The organism is Streptomyces sp. EDA2-14, from assembly GCF_054963755.1.
In genome coordinates this window covers 102,333-119,529 of the sequence record NZ_JBUEGE010000011.1, presented here as the reverse complement: position 1 = coordinate 119,529, position 17,197 = coordinate 102,333, and the positions used below count along the sequence as shown (strand labels likewise).

15 protein-coding genes are annotated in these 17,197 nt (G+C 71.9%); 7 read left to right on the top strand and 8 right to left on the bottom strand.

All coding sequences use genetic code 11. The features are described from left to right. Nucleotides 1–14 precede the first annotated feature (14 nt). Nucleotides 15–1,475: an amino acid permease gene (locus tag ACY34M_RS25060; RefSeq protein ID WP_462720544.1), complete on the top strand. Its 1,461-nt coding sequence runs from the start codon at nt 15–17 to the stop codon at nt 1,473–1,475. On the opposite strand, the gene ACY34M_RS25055 is transcribed toward ACY34M_RS25060, so the two are convergent. Continuing rightward, the gene (locus ACY34M_RS25055) at nt 1,463–2,806 is read right to left on the bottom strand and encodes a 6-phospho-beta-glucosidase (RefSeq protein WP_462720543.1); all 1,344 of its coding nucleotides are present in this window, start codon (nt 2,804–2,806) and stop codon (nt 1,463–1,465) included. The genes ACY34M_RS25060 and ACY34M_RS25055 overlap by 13 nt on opposite strands. A 197-nt stretch (nt 2,807–3,003) precedes the next feature. Here ACY34M_RS25055 and ACY34M_RS25050 point away from each other — a divergent pair, with 197 nt between their 5' ends. Then, entirely contained in the window at nt 3,004–5,106 is a 2,103-nt protein-coding gene (locus ACY34M_RS25050) for a phosphocholine-specific phospholipase C (RefSeq protein WP_462720542.1), read from the top strand. 106 nt (nt 5,107–5,212) lie between these two features. Then, a complete protein-coding gene (locus tag ACY34M_RS25045) occupies nt 5,213–6,097 on the top strand; it encodes an aminoglycoside phosphotransferase family protein (protein WP_462720541.1) in 885 nt (294 codons plus the stop codon). Here ACY34M_RS25045 and ACY34M_RS25040 read toward each other — a convergent pair. The 6 genes from ACY34M_RS25040 to ACY34M_RS25015 all read right to left on the bottom strand — a co-directional run bounded on the left by ACY34M_RS25040 (nt 6,094) and on the right by ACY34M_RS25015 (nt 13,261). After that, on the bottom strand, nt 6,094–7,185 hold the full coding sequence (locus ACY34M_RS25040; protein WP_462720540.1) for a mechanosensitive ion channel family protein: 1,092 nt from the start codon (nt 7,183–7,185) through the stop codon (nt 6,094–6,096). The two genes, ACY34M_RS25045 and ACY34M_RS25040, sit on opposite strands and share 4 nt — an antisense overlap. A gap of 169 nt (nt 7,186–7,354) precedes the next feature. Next, nucleotides 7,355–8,389 carry a Gfo/Idh/MocA family protein gene (locus ACY34M_RS25035; RefSeq protein WP_462720539.1) on the bottom strand — a complete coding sequence of 345 codons (1,035 nt, stop codon included), beginning with the start codon at nt 8,387–8,389 and terminating at the stop codon, nt 7,355–7,357. After that, nucleotides 8,386–9,402, bottom strand: coding sequence for a Gfo/Idh/MocA family protein (locus tag ACY34M_RS25030; protein ID WP_462720538.1), 1,017 nt, complete (start codon nt 9,400–9,402; stop codon nt 8,386–8,388). The genes ACY34M_RS25035 and ACY34M_RS25030 overlap by 4 nt, the downstream gene beginning before the upstream one ends. Nucleotides 9,403–9,554: 152 nt before the next feature. Beyond that, the gene (locus tag ACY34M_RS25025; protein WP_462720537.1) at nt 9,555–10,718 is read right to left on the bottom strand and encodes an ROK family protein; all 1,164 of its coding nucleotides are present in this window, start codon (nt 10,716–10,718) and stop codon (nt 9,555–9,557) included. Nucleotides 10,719–10,877: 159 nt separating this feature from the next. Beyond that, nucleotides 10,878–12,047, bottom strand: coding sequence for a hypothetical protein (locus tag ACY34M_RS25020; RefSeq protein WP_462720536.1), 1,170 nt, complete (start codon nt 12,045–12,047; stop codon nt 10,878–10,880). Then, the gene (locus ACY34M_RS25015) at nt 12,044–13,261 is read right to left on the bottom strand and encodes a hypothetical protein (RefSeq protein WP_462720535.1); all 1,218 of its coding nucleotides are present in this window, start codon (nt 13,259–13,261) and stop codon (nt 12,044–12,046) included. The genes ACY34M_RS25020 and ACY34M_RS25015 overlap by 4 nt, the downstream gene beginning before the upstream one ends. A 316-nt stretch (nt 13,262–13,577) precedes the next feature. Between ACY34M_RS25015 and ACY34M_RS25010 the strand changes: the two genes are divergently transcribed. From ACY34M_RS25010 to ACY34M_RS24995, 4 genes are all read left to right on the top strand, one after another. After that, entirely contained in the window at nt 13,578–14,486 is a 909-nt protein-coding gene (locus ACY34M_RS25010) for a YceI family protein (protein ID WP_462720534.1), read from the top strand. Between the two features lie 275 nt (nt 14,487–14,761). Further along, nucleotides 14,762–15,202: a hypothetical protein gene (locus ACY34M_RS25005; RefSeq protein WP_462720533.1), complete on the top strand. Its 441-nt coding sequence runs from the start codon at nt 14,762–14,764 to the stop codon at nt 15,200–15,202. 245 nt (nt 15,203–15,447) lie between these two features. Further along, nucleotides 15,448–16,143 (top strand): VWA domain-containing protein, encoded by a 696-nt coding sequence (locus ACY34M_RS25000; protein ID WP_462720532.1) that lies wholly within the window; start codon nt 15,448–15,450, stop codon nt 16,141–16,143. 21 nt (nt 16,144–16,164) lie between these two features. Further along, nucleotides 16,165–16,689: a hypothetical protein gene (locus tag ACY34M_RS24995; RefSeq protein ID WP_462720531.1), complete on the top strand. Its 525-nt coding sequence runs from the start codon at nt 16,165–16,167 to the stop codon at nt 16,687–16,689. 269 nt (nt 16,690–16,958) lie between these two features. Here the strand turns inward: ACY34M_RS24995 and ACY34M_RS24990 are convergent, their stop codons facing one another. Beyond that, the gene (locus ACY34M_RS24990) at nt 16,959–17,153 is read right to left on the bottom strand and encodes a CsbD family protein (protein WP_462720530.1); all 195 of its coding nucleotides are present in this window, start codon (nt 17,151–17,153) and stop codon (nt 16,959–16,961) included. Between the last annotated feature and the right edge of the window lie 44 nt (nt 17,154–17,197).

Here is a 17,197-nt window from a genome sequence, read left to right as displayed (position 1 = left end):
TCTCAGGAGCCACCGTGTCCCGTACGACAACCAACCCACCCCGCGACCCCGCCGGGCCCGACGGCGGACTCCTCTCCCGCGCCGGCATCTTCCGCCTCAAGCCCGTCGACGACTCGGAGGAGGAGACCGGCGGCGGACTGCGCCGCACCATGGGGCTGTGGCAACTGGTCGCCCTCAGCCTCGGCGGCCTGGTCGGCGCGGGCGTCTTCTCGCTGGCCGGCGTCGTGGCCAACCAGGACGCCGGACCCGGCGTGATGATCTCGTTCCTCATCGCCATCGTGGCCAGCGCCGCGGCCGCCCTCTGCTACGCCGAGTTCGCCGGGGCCGTCCCGAAGGCGGGCTCCGCCTACACCTACTCGTACGCCGCGCTCGGCGAGTTCGTCGGCTGGGCGATCGGCTGGGACCTGCTGCTCGAATACACCGCGATCGTCGCCGTGGTCGCCATCGCGGTGTCCGGATACTTCTCGTACATCCTGGAGCACGTCGGCATCGACGTGCCGACGTGGATGCTGGGCGCGCCCGGCACCGGATCCGGTCACCGCGTCGACCTGTTCGCCCTGCTGCTGTGCCTGCTGCTCGCCTTCGTGCTCTCGCGGGGCACCAAGGAGTCGGCGCGCTTCGAGACCGTCCTCGTGGTCGTCAAGCTCGGCATCGTCGCCCTCGTGGTCGTCGCCGGCGCGTTCCACATCAAGACGGGGAACTACACGCCGTTCCTGCCCTACGGGGTCGGCGGCGCGTTCACCGGGGCCGCCACCGCGTTCTTCGCCGTCTACGGGTACGACGCCATGAGCGCGGCGGCCGAGGAGAGCGCCGACGCGAAGAAGGTGCTGCCGAAGGCCATCGTCGTCTCGCTCGCCATCGCCGCGTTCGTCTACCTCGCGGTGTGTGTCGTGCTGCTCGGGATGCAGAACTACAAGGACATCGACGTGGCCAGCCCGTTCTCCAGCGCCCTGACCGCGGTCGGGCTCGGCGGGCTCGGTCTGGTCGTCGCCGTGGGCGCCGTCATCGGCATCACCACCTCGGCGTTCGCCAACATGCTGGCGGTGTCACGGGTCTGGTACTCGATGAGCCGCGACGGGCTGCTGCCCCGGTACTTCGCCCGCAACCACCCGCGCAGGCACGTGCCCACGCGGGTGATCTGGCCGGTCGGCATCGGGTCCGCGCTGATCGCCGGGTTCCTGCCCATCCGGGAGGCCGCCGACCTCACCAACATCGGCATCCTGATGGCGTTCATCGTGGTCGCGATCGCCGTCGTCGTGCTCAGGAAGACCCGGCCCGACCTGCCCCGTTCCTTCCGCACGCCGCTGGTGCCCCTGGTTCCGGCGATCGGTGTCGCGTTCTCCGTGTGGCTGATCAGCAACCTGGACCCGGTGACCTGGGTCAGGTTCGCGGTGTGGATGCTGATCGGGGTGGGTGTCTACGCGGCGTACGGGTACCGGAACTCCGTCGAGCACAAGGAGCGTCAGCGGAGGTAGGCGAGACCCGGATGGGCCTGTCGGTACTCGTCCACGAGCCGGCGCGCCACATTCACGGAGTCCACCAGCGGATGCAGCGCGAACGCCTTCACCGCCGTCGCCCGCGAACCGGAGCGGGCGGCGGCAAGGATCTCGCGCTCGACCGCCTTCACCGAGGTGACGAGGCCGGTGGCGTGGCCGGGCAGCGGGTCGACGGCGACGGGGTGCGCCCCGTTGGCGTCGACCAGGCACGGGACCTCGATCACGGCGTCCGCGTCGAGAGCCGAAAGCGTCGTGCGGTTGCGGACGTTGAGGATCAGCGTGGTGCGCTCGTCGCGTGCGATGGCCCGCATCAGGTCGAGGGCCACCTTCTCGTAGCCGCCGGACTCGGTGAGGGAGGCCTCGTCGCGCTCGCCCGCGCCCGCCGCCTCCCGGTTCTCCGCCATGTACGTGGCCTCGCGCTCGGCCCGCGTCGCGTCCCACGTCTTCAGCGGCGGGGCGGCCGGGTCGCGCATCCGCTCGTAGAAGCGGGACTGCTGCTCGTGCAGGAACGCGCCGCGCGTGGCCTCCGCCTCCTGGTAGGCGCGGACCGCCTCGCGGTTGAAGTAGTAGTAGTGCAGGTACTCGTTGGGGATCGAGCCCAGCTCGCGCAGCCACTCCGTGCCGAACAGCTTGCCCTCCTCGAACGAGCCGAGGAGAGCGTCGTCGGCGAGGAGGCGCGGCAGCACGTCGCGGCCGCCCACGCGCAGACCGCGCAGCCAGCCCAGGTGGTTGAGGCCCACGTAGTCGACCCACGCGTCCCGCGGATCGGCGCCGAGTGCCCGGGCGACGCGCTTGCCGAGGCCCACGGGGGAGTCGCAGATGCCGATGACCCGGTCCCCGAGGTGCTCGGCGAGGGCCTCGGTGACCAGGCCCGCCGGGTTGGTGAAGTTGATGAACCAGGCGTCCGGGGCGAGCTCGGCGACCCGCCGGGCGATCTGCTCGGCGACCGGCAGCGTCCGCAGCCCGTAGGCGAGGCCACCCGCGCCGACGGTCTCCTGGCCGAGCACGTCCTCGGCGAGCGCGATCCGCTCGTCCGCCGCCCGCCCCTCGAGGCCGCCCACCCGGATCGCCGAGAACACGAAGTCCGTGCCGCGCACCGCCTCGTCGAGGTCGGTGGTGACGGTGACCTTCGGCGCGTCCGGCACCCCCTCGGCCTGTTCGGCGAGGACGCGGGAGATCGCGTCGAGGCGGGCCGCGTCGAGGTCGTAGAGCGCCACCTCGGTGACACGGCCCTCCGCGTGGTCGGCGAGCAGGGCCCCGTACACGAGCGGCACCCGGAATCCGCCGCCGCCGAGAAGGGTCAGTTTCATACGTGCGCTTCCTTCTCGGCGATCACCAGCATGCGCCGCACACTACTCGTCAAAATCGAGCAATTCCATGCACGTATTTGTTCAGCGCTTGATTGTGTTGCGGGGGGCCGAGTTCACCCCGTGCTCACCGTCCGTACCGCCTCCACTCGTAGCGTCCCTGTGCCCCGTGCCCCCACCGACCTCCAGGAGCCGCCGCCATGACCAGCCCCTTCTCCGATCCCGTGTCCCGGCGCCGGGCCCTCGCGCTCGGCGCGGGCGCCGTCGGTGCCGCCGCCGCGGGCTCCCTGCTGCCGCCCTCCCTCCAGCAGGCGCTGGCCGCCGAGCCGCCCGCCGGTGGCCTCGACGCGATCGAGCACGTGGTGATCCTGATGCAGGAGAACCGTTCGTTCGACCACTACTTCGGCATGCTGCGCGGCGTACGCGGCTTCGGCGACCGCAATGCGGTGCGGCTGCCGGACGGCTCCCCGGTGTTCGAGCAACCGAACGGCCTCAAGAGAGTCCTGCCGTTCCCCGTGCGGGCGGCGGCCGAGGCGCAGAAGCACGACCTGCAGTACATCGACGCGCTCAACCACGACTGGAACGGCGGCCACAAGGCCTGGAACAACGGCTGGATGAACCAGTGGGTCTCCGCCAAGACCGCGGCGACCATGGCGTACTACGACCGCTCCGACATCCCGCTGCAGTACGAGCTCGCCGACACCTTCACCGTCTGCGACTCCTACCACTCGTCCATGCACAGCTCGACCAGCCCGAACCGCAACTACCTGTGGTCCGGCAACTCCGGCGACGAACCGAACGGCAAGCGGGCCGTCGGCAACGACGCCTACGACGAGGGCACGCACCAGGGCTACGCCTGGCCCACCTTCGCCGAACTCCTGGAGAAGGAGGGCCGCAGCTGGCAGACGTACACCGAGTGGGAGAACTTCACCGACAACCAGATCGAGTTCTACGCCACCTTCAAGGCGGTCGCCCGCAAGGCCCTGGCCAAGACCGGCGGACACACCTACATGGAGTCGTTCTACGCGCTCGTGCGCGACGCCGACGACGCCGGGCGCGAGCGGCTGCTCGGACTCCTGGAGGAGGGCGTCGAGGCGCTCACGAAGGCCGAGCGCAGCCTGTTCGAGCGCGGCCTGCGCCGCGTGCCCACCGGCACCCTGGCCGAGCGCTTCGCCGCCGACGTCGCCGCGGGCAAGCTCCCCGCCGTCTCCTACCTGGTGCCCTCCGCGGTCGACTCCGAGCACCCCAGCGTCTCCGTGCCCGCCGCGAGCGCCAGCGTCCCGTACAAGGTGCTCGACGCGCTGGCCTCGCACCCCGACGTGTGGCGCAAGACCGTCGTACTCATCAACTACGACGAGAACGACGGCTTCTTCGACCACGTCCCGCCGCCCGTGCCCGAGCAGGGCGAGCCCGACGAGTGGTGGCAGGGGCAGCCCACCGGACTCGGCATGCGCGTGCCGATGCTGGTGATCTCGCCCTGGTCGGTGGGCGGTTACGTGTGCTCCGAGCTGTTCGACCACACCTCCGTCAACCGCTTCCTGGAGAAGTGGACCGGCATCGACGACCCGAACATCACGGCATGGCGCCGCCGCGTGTGCGGCGACCTGACCTCCGCGTTCGACTTCGACACCGCGCAGAAGCAGCCCGCCGTCCACCATCCGGGCACGGTGCCGCCCGCCGCCGCCCGCTGGAAGCCGCTGCCGCCGGCCGACCAGAAGATGCCCGTCCAGGAGTCCGGAACCCGCCCCGCGCGCCCGCTGCCGTACCAGCCGGACGCGTACGCGAAGCTCACCGAGGGGAAGATCGAGGTCACGCTCGCCAACTCGGGTGCGGCCAGCGCCCACTTCGCGCTCTACCCGTACGAGGGCGAGTTCGACGTGCCGCAGCACCGCGATGTCACCGGCACCGGCCGGCTGACCGTGACCCCGGCGAAGGACCGCTACCGGTTCACCGTCACGGGGCCGAACGGCTTCCGCCGCGAGTTCGCGGGCCTCGCCACGTCCACCGCCGAGGTCACCTCGACCGTGCGCGCCAAGACCCGCGAGCTCCGCCTCACGCTCGCCAACCACGGCACCGAGGCGAAGGTGTTCACCGTCCGCCCGCAGGCCTACGTCCGCGCGGCCGACGCCGCCGCCCTCACCCGGCAGGTCCGGGTGGCGCCCGGCGACCGGACCACCGTGACGTACCCCGCCGCGCGGGCCCACGGCTGGTACGACCTGCTCGTCGCCTGCCCCGACGAGCCCGACTTCGCCCGCCGCCTGATGGGCCACATCGAGAACGGGCGGCCGTCGGTGTCCGGGTGACCTTCGGGGCCGCGGGGAAAAGCGATCGCCGGGCGTGGCCGGGTGCGGCTACGCTCGCGCGACGCGGCCGACCGTGCCGCCACGGGCCGGTTCGCGAAGGGTGACCATGGGCGTACGCAAGCTGCACCAGGACGAGCCGGACATCGACGAGGACCTCGTCCGCGCGCTGGTCGACGAGCAGTTTCCCCGGTGGGCGGAGCTGCCCCTGAAGTACGTCGACTCGCACGGCACGCAGAACGTGCTGTACCGGCTGGGCGAGGAGTGGGTGGTGCGGCTGCCGCGCGTGTCCGGCGTCGTGCCCGAGCTGGCGGACGCGCGGCGGTGGATGCCGTATCTCGCGGAGCGGCTCCCGGTGGCCGTGTCGGAGCCGGTGGCCGAGGGGGAGCCGGGGCACGGCTTCCCCTGGCCGTGGGCGGTGCACCGCTGGCTGTCCGGCGAGAACCCGGTGGCCGGGCGGCTCGAACGGCCCGGTGAGCTGGCCGGGGACCTGGCGGCGTTCATCACGGCGATGCGCGCCGTCGACACCGCCGGGGCGCCGGAGTCCTTCCGTGGCCGCCCGCTCGCCGAACGGGCCGCCGAGACCCGCGAGGTGATCCGCGGCCTCGACGGGACGCTCGACGCCGCGGCGGCCCTCGCCGTCTGGGACGAGGCCGTACGCCTCCCCGGCGCGGACCGCGCCGTGTGGCTCCACGGCGACCTGCAGCCCGGCAACCTCCTGGTGTGGGGCGGGCGGCTCGGCGCGGTCATCGACTTCGGGTGCATGGGCACCGGCGACCCGGCCGTCGACCTGATCGTGGCCTGGTACGTGCTCGGCGCCCCGGAGCGGCAGGTCTTCCGCGAGGCCGTGCGGGTCGACGACGCGACGTGGGGGCGTGGCCGGGGCTGGGCGCTGACCATCGCGGTCCACGAACTGGCGTACTACCGGGACACGAACCCGTTCATGGTGCGCACGGCGTCCCGCGTGGTCGGCGAGATCCTGGCACGAGGCTAGGGAGCCGGCGCCACCGGTGACCCGTGCGCCTCCCGCTGGTGCGGGATCACGACCGACGCGCTGCCCGGCGACAGCGCCACCGTCCGCGCGGGCGACGGAATGCGGATGCCCTCCACGCGGAAGCGCGCGTGCAGCCGCTTGATGAACTCGTGCTTGATCCGGTACTGGTCGCTGAACTCGCCGACCCCCAGGATCACGTTGAAGCTGATCCGCGAGTCGCCGAAGGTGTGGAAGCGCACGAGCGGCTCGTGCTCAGGGACCGCGCCCTCGACCTCCTTCATGACCTCGGTGACGACCTCGACCGTCACCCGCTCCACTACGTCCAGGTCGACGTCGTAGCCGACCCCGGCGAGCACGGTGAGGGTCATCTCCTGCTCCGGGCGGCTGAAGTTGGTCATGTTCGTGCCGGACAGCTGTGTGTTCGGGATGATCACGAGGTTGTTGGAGAGCTGCCGCACCACCGTGTTGCGCCAGTTGATGTCGACGACGTAGCCCTCCTCACCGCTGCTCAGCCGGATGTAGTCGCCGGGCTGCACGGTCTTGGAGGCCAGGATGTGCACGCCCGCGAACAGGTTGGCGAGCGTGTCCTGGAGCGCGAGCGCCACGGCAAGACCACCCACACCGAGGGCGGTCAGCAGCGGCGCGATGGAGATCCCGAGCGTCTGCAGCACCACGAGGAACCCCATCGCGAGCACCACGACCCGCGTGATGTTCACGAAGATGGTCGCCGAACCCGCCACGGCCGCACGGGACTGCGCGACCGTCCGCACGAGCCCCGTCACCACCCGCGCCGCGGTCGTCGTCGCCACGACGATGAGCAGCGCCGTGAGCGCCATGTTCACATTGCGCCCCGTGCGCGCCGTCAGCGGCAGCACCTCGGCGGCCACGGCCGCGCCCGCCGCGACCGCGGCCCACGGCACCAGCGTGCGCAGCGCGTCCACGATCACATCGTCCCCGGCCCACCGCGTCTGCCCGGCGCGCACACCGAGCCAGCGCAGCAGGGTGCGCAGCAGCAGCCCCGCCAGCAGTCCGCCGAGCACGGCGGCACCGGCGAGGATCAGGTCGTGGAGTTCGATGCCCCGGTTCATCGGGCACCTCCCGCACGGGGGCCGAATGCTGCCAGCGGGCTTTCGGGGGCGGATATGTGATGTTTCGTCACGTGGTACCTGCTCGGTCGGGGACAGGGGCGGTGGGCCGGAGCCTCACCCATTCTGCACAACCCTCTCGCACCCCGTCCCCAACTCCGGTGCCACCCCCTCACTCGACGGGCACGACCCTTCCGGTACGGGCCGACTCGTACGCCGCCGCCACGATCCGCACCGCGCGCAGCCCGGCCGCGCCGTCGGTGACGTCCACGGGCCCCTCGCCGAACAGGAAGGACCGCAGCATCAGCGCGTCCAGGTCGACTCCGTACGGGAGTTCCACCGCCGAGCGCGCCGTCTCGCTGAAGCCGTGCACCTTCTGGTCGAAGGCGTCCATCACCAGGGCAGCCCGTTCCCCGACGACCTGCATCGACAGCCCGCCCCACGCCGGATGGTGCTGCGGCTGGCTCCAACTGCAGTCGAGCGTGAGGACGGCCCCGTTCGCGTACGTCACGGTGAGCAGCCCCGCCGTCTCGACCGCGGCCCGGCCCTCGTACAGCAGATTGTTGGTCTGCGCGTAGACGGAGTGCGCGGGACAGCCCTCGAAGAGGTCGTCCAAGAGGTCCACGACGTGCACCGTGTGGTCCATCACGGCGCCGCCGCCGGAGAGTTCGGGGTCGGTGAACCAGCGGCTCCGCGCGCCCGGCATGTAGCCGTTGTTGGCGCCGGCCACCGTGAGCACCTCGCCCGTCGTGCCCGCCCGCACCGCCTCGCGCACCGCGAGGTGGGCCGGACTGAACCGCACCGGGTGCGCCACCGCGAGCCGCACCCCGGCGGCCCGGCACGCCTCGACCATCGCCGCGCCGTCCTCGGGCGTCGTCGCGAGCGGCTTCTCGCACAGCACGTCGACGCCGTGCGCCGCCGCCAGCTCGACCAGTCGCCGGTGCCGCACGTTCTCCGAGCAGACCACGACCTTGTCGGGCCGCCAGGCGAACAACTCCTCGTACGTGTCGACGTGGTCGACGCCGATCCGGGCAGCGAAGTCCTTGCCGCGGACCTCGCCCGGCGCCGCGAGATCCGTGTCGGGATCGGCCGCCAGCACCTCCACCCCGTCCATCGCGGCGAGCTGCCGCGCGAACCCGCCCGCGTGGACGTGCGCGAACGACAGCACGCCCACCTTCATGCCCCGCACACCCTGTGCGCCCCTCACAGCCCGGCCTCCTCGGTCACCTTGAGTTCGACGGGCGCGCCACTGCGCGCGGACTCCGCGGCGGCCTGCGCGATGCGAACCGCCGCGACGCCGTCGTGCGCCGACACACGCGGCGTAGGACCGCCCTGGACGGCCGCCGCGAACTCCCGCAGCTCCGTCAGGTACGGGCTCTCCGTCATCGGGCTGCCGGGAATGCCCTCGCCGAGCGCGCGCTTCCCCTGCGCGAGGACCCGGAATCCGGGACGGGCGGTGGAGTCGTGCTCCAGGATTCCGCCAGGGCCCGCGATCCGGAACGTCGTACGGAACGGCAGGTCGGGCAGGCCCCACACGCCGAGCACGTGGCTGACGGCGCCGGACGCGTGGGTGAGGACCGCGGTGCCGGTCGCCACGTCCCCGTCGACCGCGCCCGCCTCCTGCTTCCCGCGCACCTGCGCGTGCACCCGCACGACCTCGCCGGCGAGCAGCCGCGCGAAGTCGAGGTCGTGGATCATCTGGTCGACCAGGATGCCGCCCGACAGGGCCGGGTCGGAGAACCACGGCGCCCAGGTCGGGAAGCGGCCGGAGCGCGTGAAGCGCAGCACCGCCGGATCCCCGACCCGCCCGGCGGCGACCGCGTCGGCGAGCGCCGCGTAAGCGGGGAAGTAACGCACCACGTGCGCGGGGAACAGCAGCACGCCCGCCGCCCGCGCCGCGTCGGCCATCTCCTGCGCCTCGCCGACGTCGAGCGAGAGCGGCTTCTCGCACACCACGTGCCTGCCCGCGGCGATCGCGTCGAGGACGAGCCGGTGGTGCGTGTACGTCGGGGTGCACACGTCGACGACGGTGCAGCGGTCGAGGAGTTCGGCGAGGCTCCGCACCGCCGTCACGCCGGACTCGGCGTACGTGGCGGCCAGTTTCTCCGCGTGGCCGTCGGTGGACAGGATCGTGACGCGCGCGCTCAGGGCGGTCCAGGCGGGCAGATGGGCGCGGGCGATGCCGCCGGCGCCGATCAGGCCCACGTCGAGGCGTGCCATGAAGCTCCTTCGCGGAAGGGGATGCGGTCGGTGATGCGGTCGGTTGCGGTCCTCGGGTCAGCCCTTCGTGCCGCTCTGGGCGATGGCGAGAACGCTTCTCCTGCGCATGCGCGCCTCCGGTGGGTAGGTGTGCGGGATCGGAGAGGTGTGTGTCAGTGGGCGGGGGACGACGGGCGCGAGGGCCCCGCGCCGTCGAGGAGGTGGCTGTCCACGTCGTCCAGGGCGCGGCGCACCGCACCCAGGGCCACGCCCTCGCGGCCGAGCGTGCTGACCGCGATGCGCGGGACGTGGAGGGTCAGGGGCGCGAGGTGCGCGGCGAGCAGCGGGCCGAGCGGATCGCCGACCGGCGCCAACGCGCCGGACAGGACGAGGAGTTCGGGGTCGAGGGCGAGGACGAGCGCGGCGATGCCGGGCGCGACCCCGGCGAGATAGCGGTCCAGGACGGTGAGCGCCTCCGGCTCCTCGGCGCGGACGGCCCGTGCGAGCGCGTCGGTCTCCGACTCGCCGGGCTGCCGCGCACCGTCCCAGCCGAGCGCCTCCCCGGCCGCCAGCAGGCCGAGCTGCGGCAGGATGCCCAGCTCGCCCGCGCCGCCACGCCGTCCCCGGTGCAGACGTCCGTCGATCATCACGCCGCACGAGATGCGCCGCCCCACGAGCACGCACGCCACGTCGTCCGCGAGTTCGGCGGCGCCCCGCCAGTGTTCGGCGAGCGTCGCGAGGTTCACGTCGTTCTCGACGAGGACGGGGCAGGGCAGTTCGTCCGCGAGGCGGCGCGCCAGGTCCAGGTCGGTCCAGTCCGGGACGATCATCGAGCGGATCCGGCCGGTGTCGTCGACCATGCCCGGCACGCCGATGCCGACCGACCACACGTCGTGCGGCCCGAGCCCCTGGTCCGCGAGGAAGGCGCGCAGCCGGGTACGCAGCAGCTCGATGCGCTCCGCGCCGGTCAGTTCCGCCGGGAAGTCCTCGCGGTGGCGGGCGACGATCCCGCCGTCGAGGCGGGCCAGCAGCAGCACCAGCTTCTTCAGGCCGATGTCGACGCCGACGACGTGCCCGGCCTCGGACCGGAACCGGAAGCGGCGCGCGGGCCGCCCCGGCGCACGAACGGCCGGTGGCGCGGTCGTCTCCGCGATCCACCCCCGCCCGGCCAGCTCCTCCGTCAGCGCCTCGACCGTGGGCCGGGACAGGCCGGTGGAGGCGGCGAGCCGGGTGACCGTCTGCGGGCTCTCCCGGCGCAACGACCGCAGCACCACGCTGGTGTTGAGTCCGCGAAGGCCCGCGAGATCGTGCCCGCGCGCCCGGTCGTACGCCGCCATGGCCTGTGCCTCCGTCGGGTCAACGGTCCGGTTGTGCAGGACTGTTGCATAACGCCGACAGACAACGGAAGACCACGGACCCGAGTATTTCGAAGAACTCTTGCGAATTGCGTCGATGGGTGCAGGCAGCGGGTGACAGGCGGCGGCGGAGCACCGGCGTCACAGCCGCTCCACCGCGCGGAACCCCGCCAGCCGTGCCAGCAACCGGCGCGCGGGTGGCGTCAGTTCCGACATCGGCAAGGGGGAGCCGTCGTTCAAGCGGCTGATCAGGGCGCTCAGTTCGCGGGACGTCAGGCCGGTGCGGGTGACGTGGCCGCAGGCCGCCACCAGGCGGTGTCCGGCGGCCGGCATCCACAGCACGCGGTCCGTGGCGCGTACCGCGTCGTCGTCGGTGAAGTGGCCGGGGCGGGTGGGCGGTGGCACCGGGCGCAGGCCGCCGTCGGTGGCGTGCCGCAGCAGGTCGCGGGCGAGACGGCGGGCCAGTGGTGCCGGCCGGGTCTCCCTGCGCAGGTGGTCGAGGGCGGCGGCGAGGGGTGCGGGGAGCGTACCGGGCAGGTCGGCGGGGTGCTCGGGGTGCTCGGTGTGCGGGGCGAGGGTGTCGACCGTGCCCCAACTGCCGTGCGTGGACGGTGGTGTGAAGTGGGGCCAAGGGGTGCGCGGGATGGAGATGTGCACGGTCGTGGCGGGGGAGCGGGGTGTGTGCAGGGTGGGCTCGTGGTCGGCGGGCCAGTACAGCAGGTCGCCGGGGAGCGCCGTGGTCGTCCAGCGGCGGTTGCCCGGTCCCGTGAGGTCGATGCGGTGGTGGCCGTCCAGGACGTGGACGAGCGCCGCCGTCCGACGGGGCGACGTGGCGGGGCGGGCGGGCGCCGACGTCCCGTGGCACAGCGTCGTACCGACGGTCGACAGGGGCTGCCCGACGTGCTCCCACAGCGCCGCGAGGAAGGCCCGCTCCCTGGCCCACAGCGGGTGGTGGCCCGCGTGCAGTTCGCGGACGACAAGGGAGAAGGGGGCGGCGCCGGCCTGCCGTGCGAGGCGTCGGTCGTAGGCGGGGAACGAGCCGTCCTCGGGGCGGGGCAGCAGATCGCCGGGGTCGGTGAGGCGGCGTCGGCCCACCGTCAGATGGACGCGTTCGGCGGCGCCCGTGGTGGTGTGCTGGGTGGCGGCCACGGCGCCCTCGAAGGCCTCGTGGGGGTCGAAGGGGCCCGCGCCGGGCGCCGGTCGGAGCAGCGCGGGCCGGCGGTCCCAGTGGTCCGCGGCGAGGCGCTGCCAGTCGACGGACCGGTCGACGGGGCTGAGGACGTCGATCGGCGCGGCGGTGTCCGCCGTCACGGACGCGGCTCCGGCGGTGTGACGTCGACGGCACGCGACCGGCACAACTCGCGCAGCAGCGCGTGCAGCCGGGGGGAGTGCTCGGGCAGGCCCGACGAGCGGGCCAGGTCGGTGACGGTGCTGCCGCGCTCTGCCGAACGCAGGTGGGCGAGTACGTGGTCGGCGGCGGGGTCCCGTACCGGCCACACGTGCCCGTTCGCCGCCCACAGGGCGTCGTCCGGACCGGCGGCCACGCGGATGATCTCGGCGACGCGCAGTAATCGGTGCCGGGGTGTGAGGGGGACGGCGGGCCGTGGCGCGGGAGCCGGGGTCAGGCCCGCGGCGGAGCGGAGTCCGGCCCAGCGGGCGAGCAGGGCCCGCTCGACGTCGGGCCCCGAGAGGGTGTCCGCGAGCAGGCGGGCGACGTCGGTGAGGTGGCCGGGCGGCGCCACCCGGCCGTCGTCCCCCACGGGCAGCGTGTGGGGGAGCGCGGTGAGGGCGTCGGCGTACGAGCCGCGTCTTCGGGCCAGGCCGCGTACGGCGTCCGCGATCATCGGCAGGGCCGAGTCGGTCCGGGCGGGCACGCTCAGCCGAAGCGTGGTGCAGGGTCCGGCGCGCTGGTCGAGGTGCCGGCTCCCGGCGGGCCAGTGCACCAGATCGCCCGCACCGGCCCGCAGTTCGTACTCGGTGCCGGTGTGCTCGGGGCGCACGCGTACGGTCAGTTCGCCGTCGACGACCCAGGTCAGGGACGCGGCGCCGGGATCGCCCGCCTCGGCGACGGCGTGGTGCCGGTCGCCGACGGCCAGTTCGGCGGTCACCGGGACGGTGGGCCACCCGACGTGGTGCCAGAGTCCGGCCAGCGCGTCCCGTACGCGGGACCACACCGCGAAGTCCTCGCCGAGCGGGTCGGCCGCGGTCAGCAGCCAGCCGTCGCCGTCGAGTTCCGGGGCGCGGGCGAGGCGGGCGGCGTATCCGGCGAGGTCCCGGTCGGCCGGGGCCGGAAGCAGCGGCCCCGGCTCCCGGAGCTCACCGTCGGCCGTGAACAGGCGCAGCGTCGTGGGGTAGGGACGCGCGGCCGCCGAGCGCAGGAGGGCGTGGGCGTCGGCCGGGGTGAGGCCCAGCGGCGGGGCGTCGGCGACGACCACCGGCTCCCTGGCCCAGTGCGTCTCCGCGAAGCGGCGCAGGGCGGGGCCGTGCGGCGCGGGCCTGCGGGCGGAGCCGGTGCTTGACTTCATCGGCGTTTCATCAGTGCTTCATCGGTGCTTCGTCGGGCGGGGCCTCTTTCGGTCCCACATGCGGGTGGCGCCGGGTTGCCGCGACCCTGCCAGAGGGCTTCCCGCCGCGTCAACGCTTTACGAAGAACACGTGAACGTATGCGAGGAGAGGGGGGATTCGGGTTGCGTCGAGGGGGCGGGCGGCGGCGGATACGTGTGGGTCTTGTGAATTGGCGGGTTCACGCTTGCCGGAATACGGGCCTCCGTCCGATTTGGGCAGGCCGGGTTCATGGCAAGGTGTGCACGCTCGTTCAGATGTCCAGGAAAGGCCCCCCTTATGCCCCTCGCATTGTTCCGCCGTAAGCGCGCCGGTTCCGCAGGGGGTTCCGGACCCGTCCACTCCATGCCGCAGGGCGCAGGCGGTGTGCACTGCGAGGTGATCGACCCGTTCGGTCAGCCCATGCCGGGCGCCGACGTCACCTTCACGCACTCGGACTCCGGACGCGCCTCCGCGAAGGCCGCGACCGACCCCTTCGGCCTGGTCTTCGTCACCCTGCAGCCCGGCCGCTACAGCGTCCTGATCGCGGCCGAGGGCCTGCAGCCGTTCCAGCAGACGATCGAGGTCGCCGCGGGGCAGACGCTGCCGCTCACCGGCATCCAGTTGCACGTGGGCCGCTCGCCCGAGCTGCCGCAGCCCGGCACCTGGCTGTTCGACCCGCCGCACACCGCGATCCGCTTCATCGCCAAGCACGTCGGCATGGCCCATGTGCACGGCCGCTTCACGCGCTTCGAGGGCGGCATCCACATCGCGCCCGACATGGCGGACTCGCGGGTCGAGGTCCGTATCGACGCCTCGTCGATCACCACGGGCAACAACACCCGCGACAACCACCTGCGCTCGGCCGACTTCCTCGACGTCGAGAACTACCCCTACGTCCACTTCAGCTCGGACCGCTTCATCTACCGCGGCGGCTCGAAGTGGACCGTTCAGGGCGCCCTCACCATGCACGGCGTGAGCCGCACCGTCGACCTCGACACCGGCTACCTCGGCGTCGTCAACGGCGGCTACGCCGAGGAGCTGCGCTGCGCGGCCCTCGCCACGGCGGAGCTGCACCGCGAGGACTACACCCTGAACTGGCGCACCATGCTCGCCAAGGGCATCGCGGTCGTCGGCCCCACGGTCAAGCTCGAACTGGACCTCCAGGCCATGTACCGCAGCGAGGACACGCCCACGCCGCCGGAGTAGGCAGCCTGAGCTGCTGTTTCCGGTCCTGCCGGACGGCGCGCCTTCCGGGGTGACGCGAAGCCTTCTGGCGTCGCGTCACCCTTTCCCGGCGCAGCGAAGCCCTGCGGCGAGGTGCACATCCCGGCGTCGGGGAGAATCTGGGGAGATTCTCTAGGAATCCGTCGCGAACCAGCGGTCCATCGCCGCACGGCCCCGGCCGTCCGCCTCCGGCATCATGTGCGCGTAGATCCTCAGAGTGATCGAAGGGTCCGCGCGGCGGCGCAAGCACTGCCAAGATGTCGTCCGCTCCGCGGACATGCACCGGCATCCTCGTCTGGGGACCCTGGTGGATCGAAGGCCACCACCTCCGCGACGAAAAAGGCCAGTTGGTCTCCAGTTCCGGGATCATCGTCAGCGGGTTCCGCACCGTGCTCGTCGCCATCGCCGCAGGCGGCTTCACCGCAGCCGGGCGCTACTGCACCCGCCAGACACACCACCTTGAGCGCGACCAGTTCAACCACGCCCAACGGCAGTTCGCCGAGAGCCGGCAGCAGTGTGCTGTCGGGGCCGCACGAGCCGCAACGACATCCGTGTTCCCGGCGCGAGTACCTCTGAACGCAGTGAGCCAAGCTGAGTCCGAGCAGGTCGGTTGGACTCTCGACAAGATGAGCGCCTACGTCGATCGCGATCGAATGCATACCCATCGTGCACTGCTCGTCTTCAGGCGCAGCGGCTGAAGCTGACTGCCCACGACAGGGCCCCGGACGCCGAAGATGGCGGCCGGGGCCCTGTCGTGATGGCGGCGCGTGCGATCCACCGGTCGTCGGTGACCTGCCTCGGGAGCATGGTTGCGGTCATGCCGTGCTCGACCAGCCACCGTCAGCCGGCGACGAGGGCTGACCGCGGGTCGTACAACGCCAGTGCAACCAACCGGCCTCCCCGATCGTCAACCCTCCCACCGCCACGCAAGGAGCACGCCCGCATGATCAGTTTCGAGAAGGTGCCTGCCGGTCTCGTCAGCCTCACCAAAACGGCCGCCGTCTCCCTGGAAAAGCAGGGCCTCACCGGGCAGCAGGCTGCCGTCTATCTCGTCCTCGACCGGTCCGGGAGCATGCGCCGCTACTACAAGGACGGCAGCATGCAACACCTCGCCGAACAGGCACTGGCCCTGTCCGCCAACCTCGACGACGACGGCATCGTCCCCACCGTCTTCTTCGACACCGACGCTCACGAAGCCGTCGACATCAGCCTCGACGACTATCAAGGACGGATCGCCGAACTCCACGAAAGCTACGGCCACATGGGCACCACCAACTACGCCGCCGCCATGGACGCCGTCATCAACCACTACGTCGACAGCGAGGCTCAGGCTCCCGCGTTCGTCATCTTCCAGACCGACGGCTCACCCGACTCCCGCCGCGCCGCCGAACAGACCCTGTGCAAGGCAGCCAAGCTGCCGTTGTTCTGGCAGTTCATCGGCTACGGCGACGACGAGTTCAAGTTCCTGCACAAGCTCGACGAACTCGCCGTGCCCAAGAAGCGGATCGTGGACAACGCCGGGTTCTTTCCCGCCGGGAAGGACCCGAAGCTGATCCCGGACGGCGTCCTGTACGACCAGCTCATGAACGAGTACCCGGACTGGATCCGCGCCGCGACAGCCGCCGGAATCATCGGCTGAGCCAGAGAAGGGAGAGGCCCTGTGAAGCCGCTGCTCCTGATAGACGTCGACGGCCCCCTCAACCCGTATGCGGCGAAGCCGAGCCGGCGCCCAGAGGGGTATCAGACGCATCGCATGCGGCCGACCGGCTGGCAGGACCCGTGGGAGAAGCCGCTACGAGTCTGGCTCAACCCAGCACACGGCCCCGCGCTCCAGGTTCTCCCCTTCGAACTCGTCTGGTGCACCACCTGGCAGGCCGAAGCCAACGAATGGATAGGCTCACCCCTAGGGCTGCCGGAACTGCCCGCCATCACCTGGCCCGACGGCGCGCGCGAGGAGGTGTCGGCAGGTGTCTTTTGGAAGACGAGCCATGTCGTCGAATGGGTAGCAGGTAGACCCTTCGCCTGGATCGACGACGACTTCACCGACAGAGACCGCGAGTACGTCACCCGCCACCACGGTGGGGCGGCACTCCTGCACTGGGTCAGCCCGCGCCTTGGCCTGCTCGACCCGGACTTCCAGGCACTCACAGCTTGGGCCTCAGACCTCGGCGACCAGGCAGCGTAACCATCCCTCGTCGAGCCCCAGCCCGTCCCGCAGCCGTCGACCCAGCCGTTCCAGGACCCTGCCTATCCGGACCTGCCGGGTGGGAACGCGCCCGACGAACCTGCGTGAACGTCAACGACCCCGCTCTTCCCGCCATCCGGGGGCGCGGGGCAGCCTTCTTCATGACTCGCCAGGAGCACTCCCGGCGCCGGCCCAGGAACCGAGCCGGGGGCGTGCGCCGCCGAATGAGTGTGCCCTCCCGCAACCGGGAGGGCACGGTACGAGACCGGCTAGTGGTCGTCGTCGTCACGAAGGGAATCGCGCACGCCTTCGGCCTTGTCGCGGACGTTCTCGACGCCCTCCTTGGCCTTGCCGCGGGCCTGGTCGGCCTGTCCTTCGGCCTTCATCCGGTCGTTGCCGGTGACCTTGCCGGTCATCTCCTTGGCTTTGCCCTTGGCCTTGTCCATGGCGCTGCTGTCGCCCATGACTGCTCCTTGCGTGGTTGAGCTGGGGGATTGCTGCAACGGTA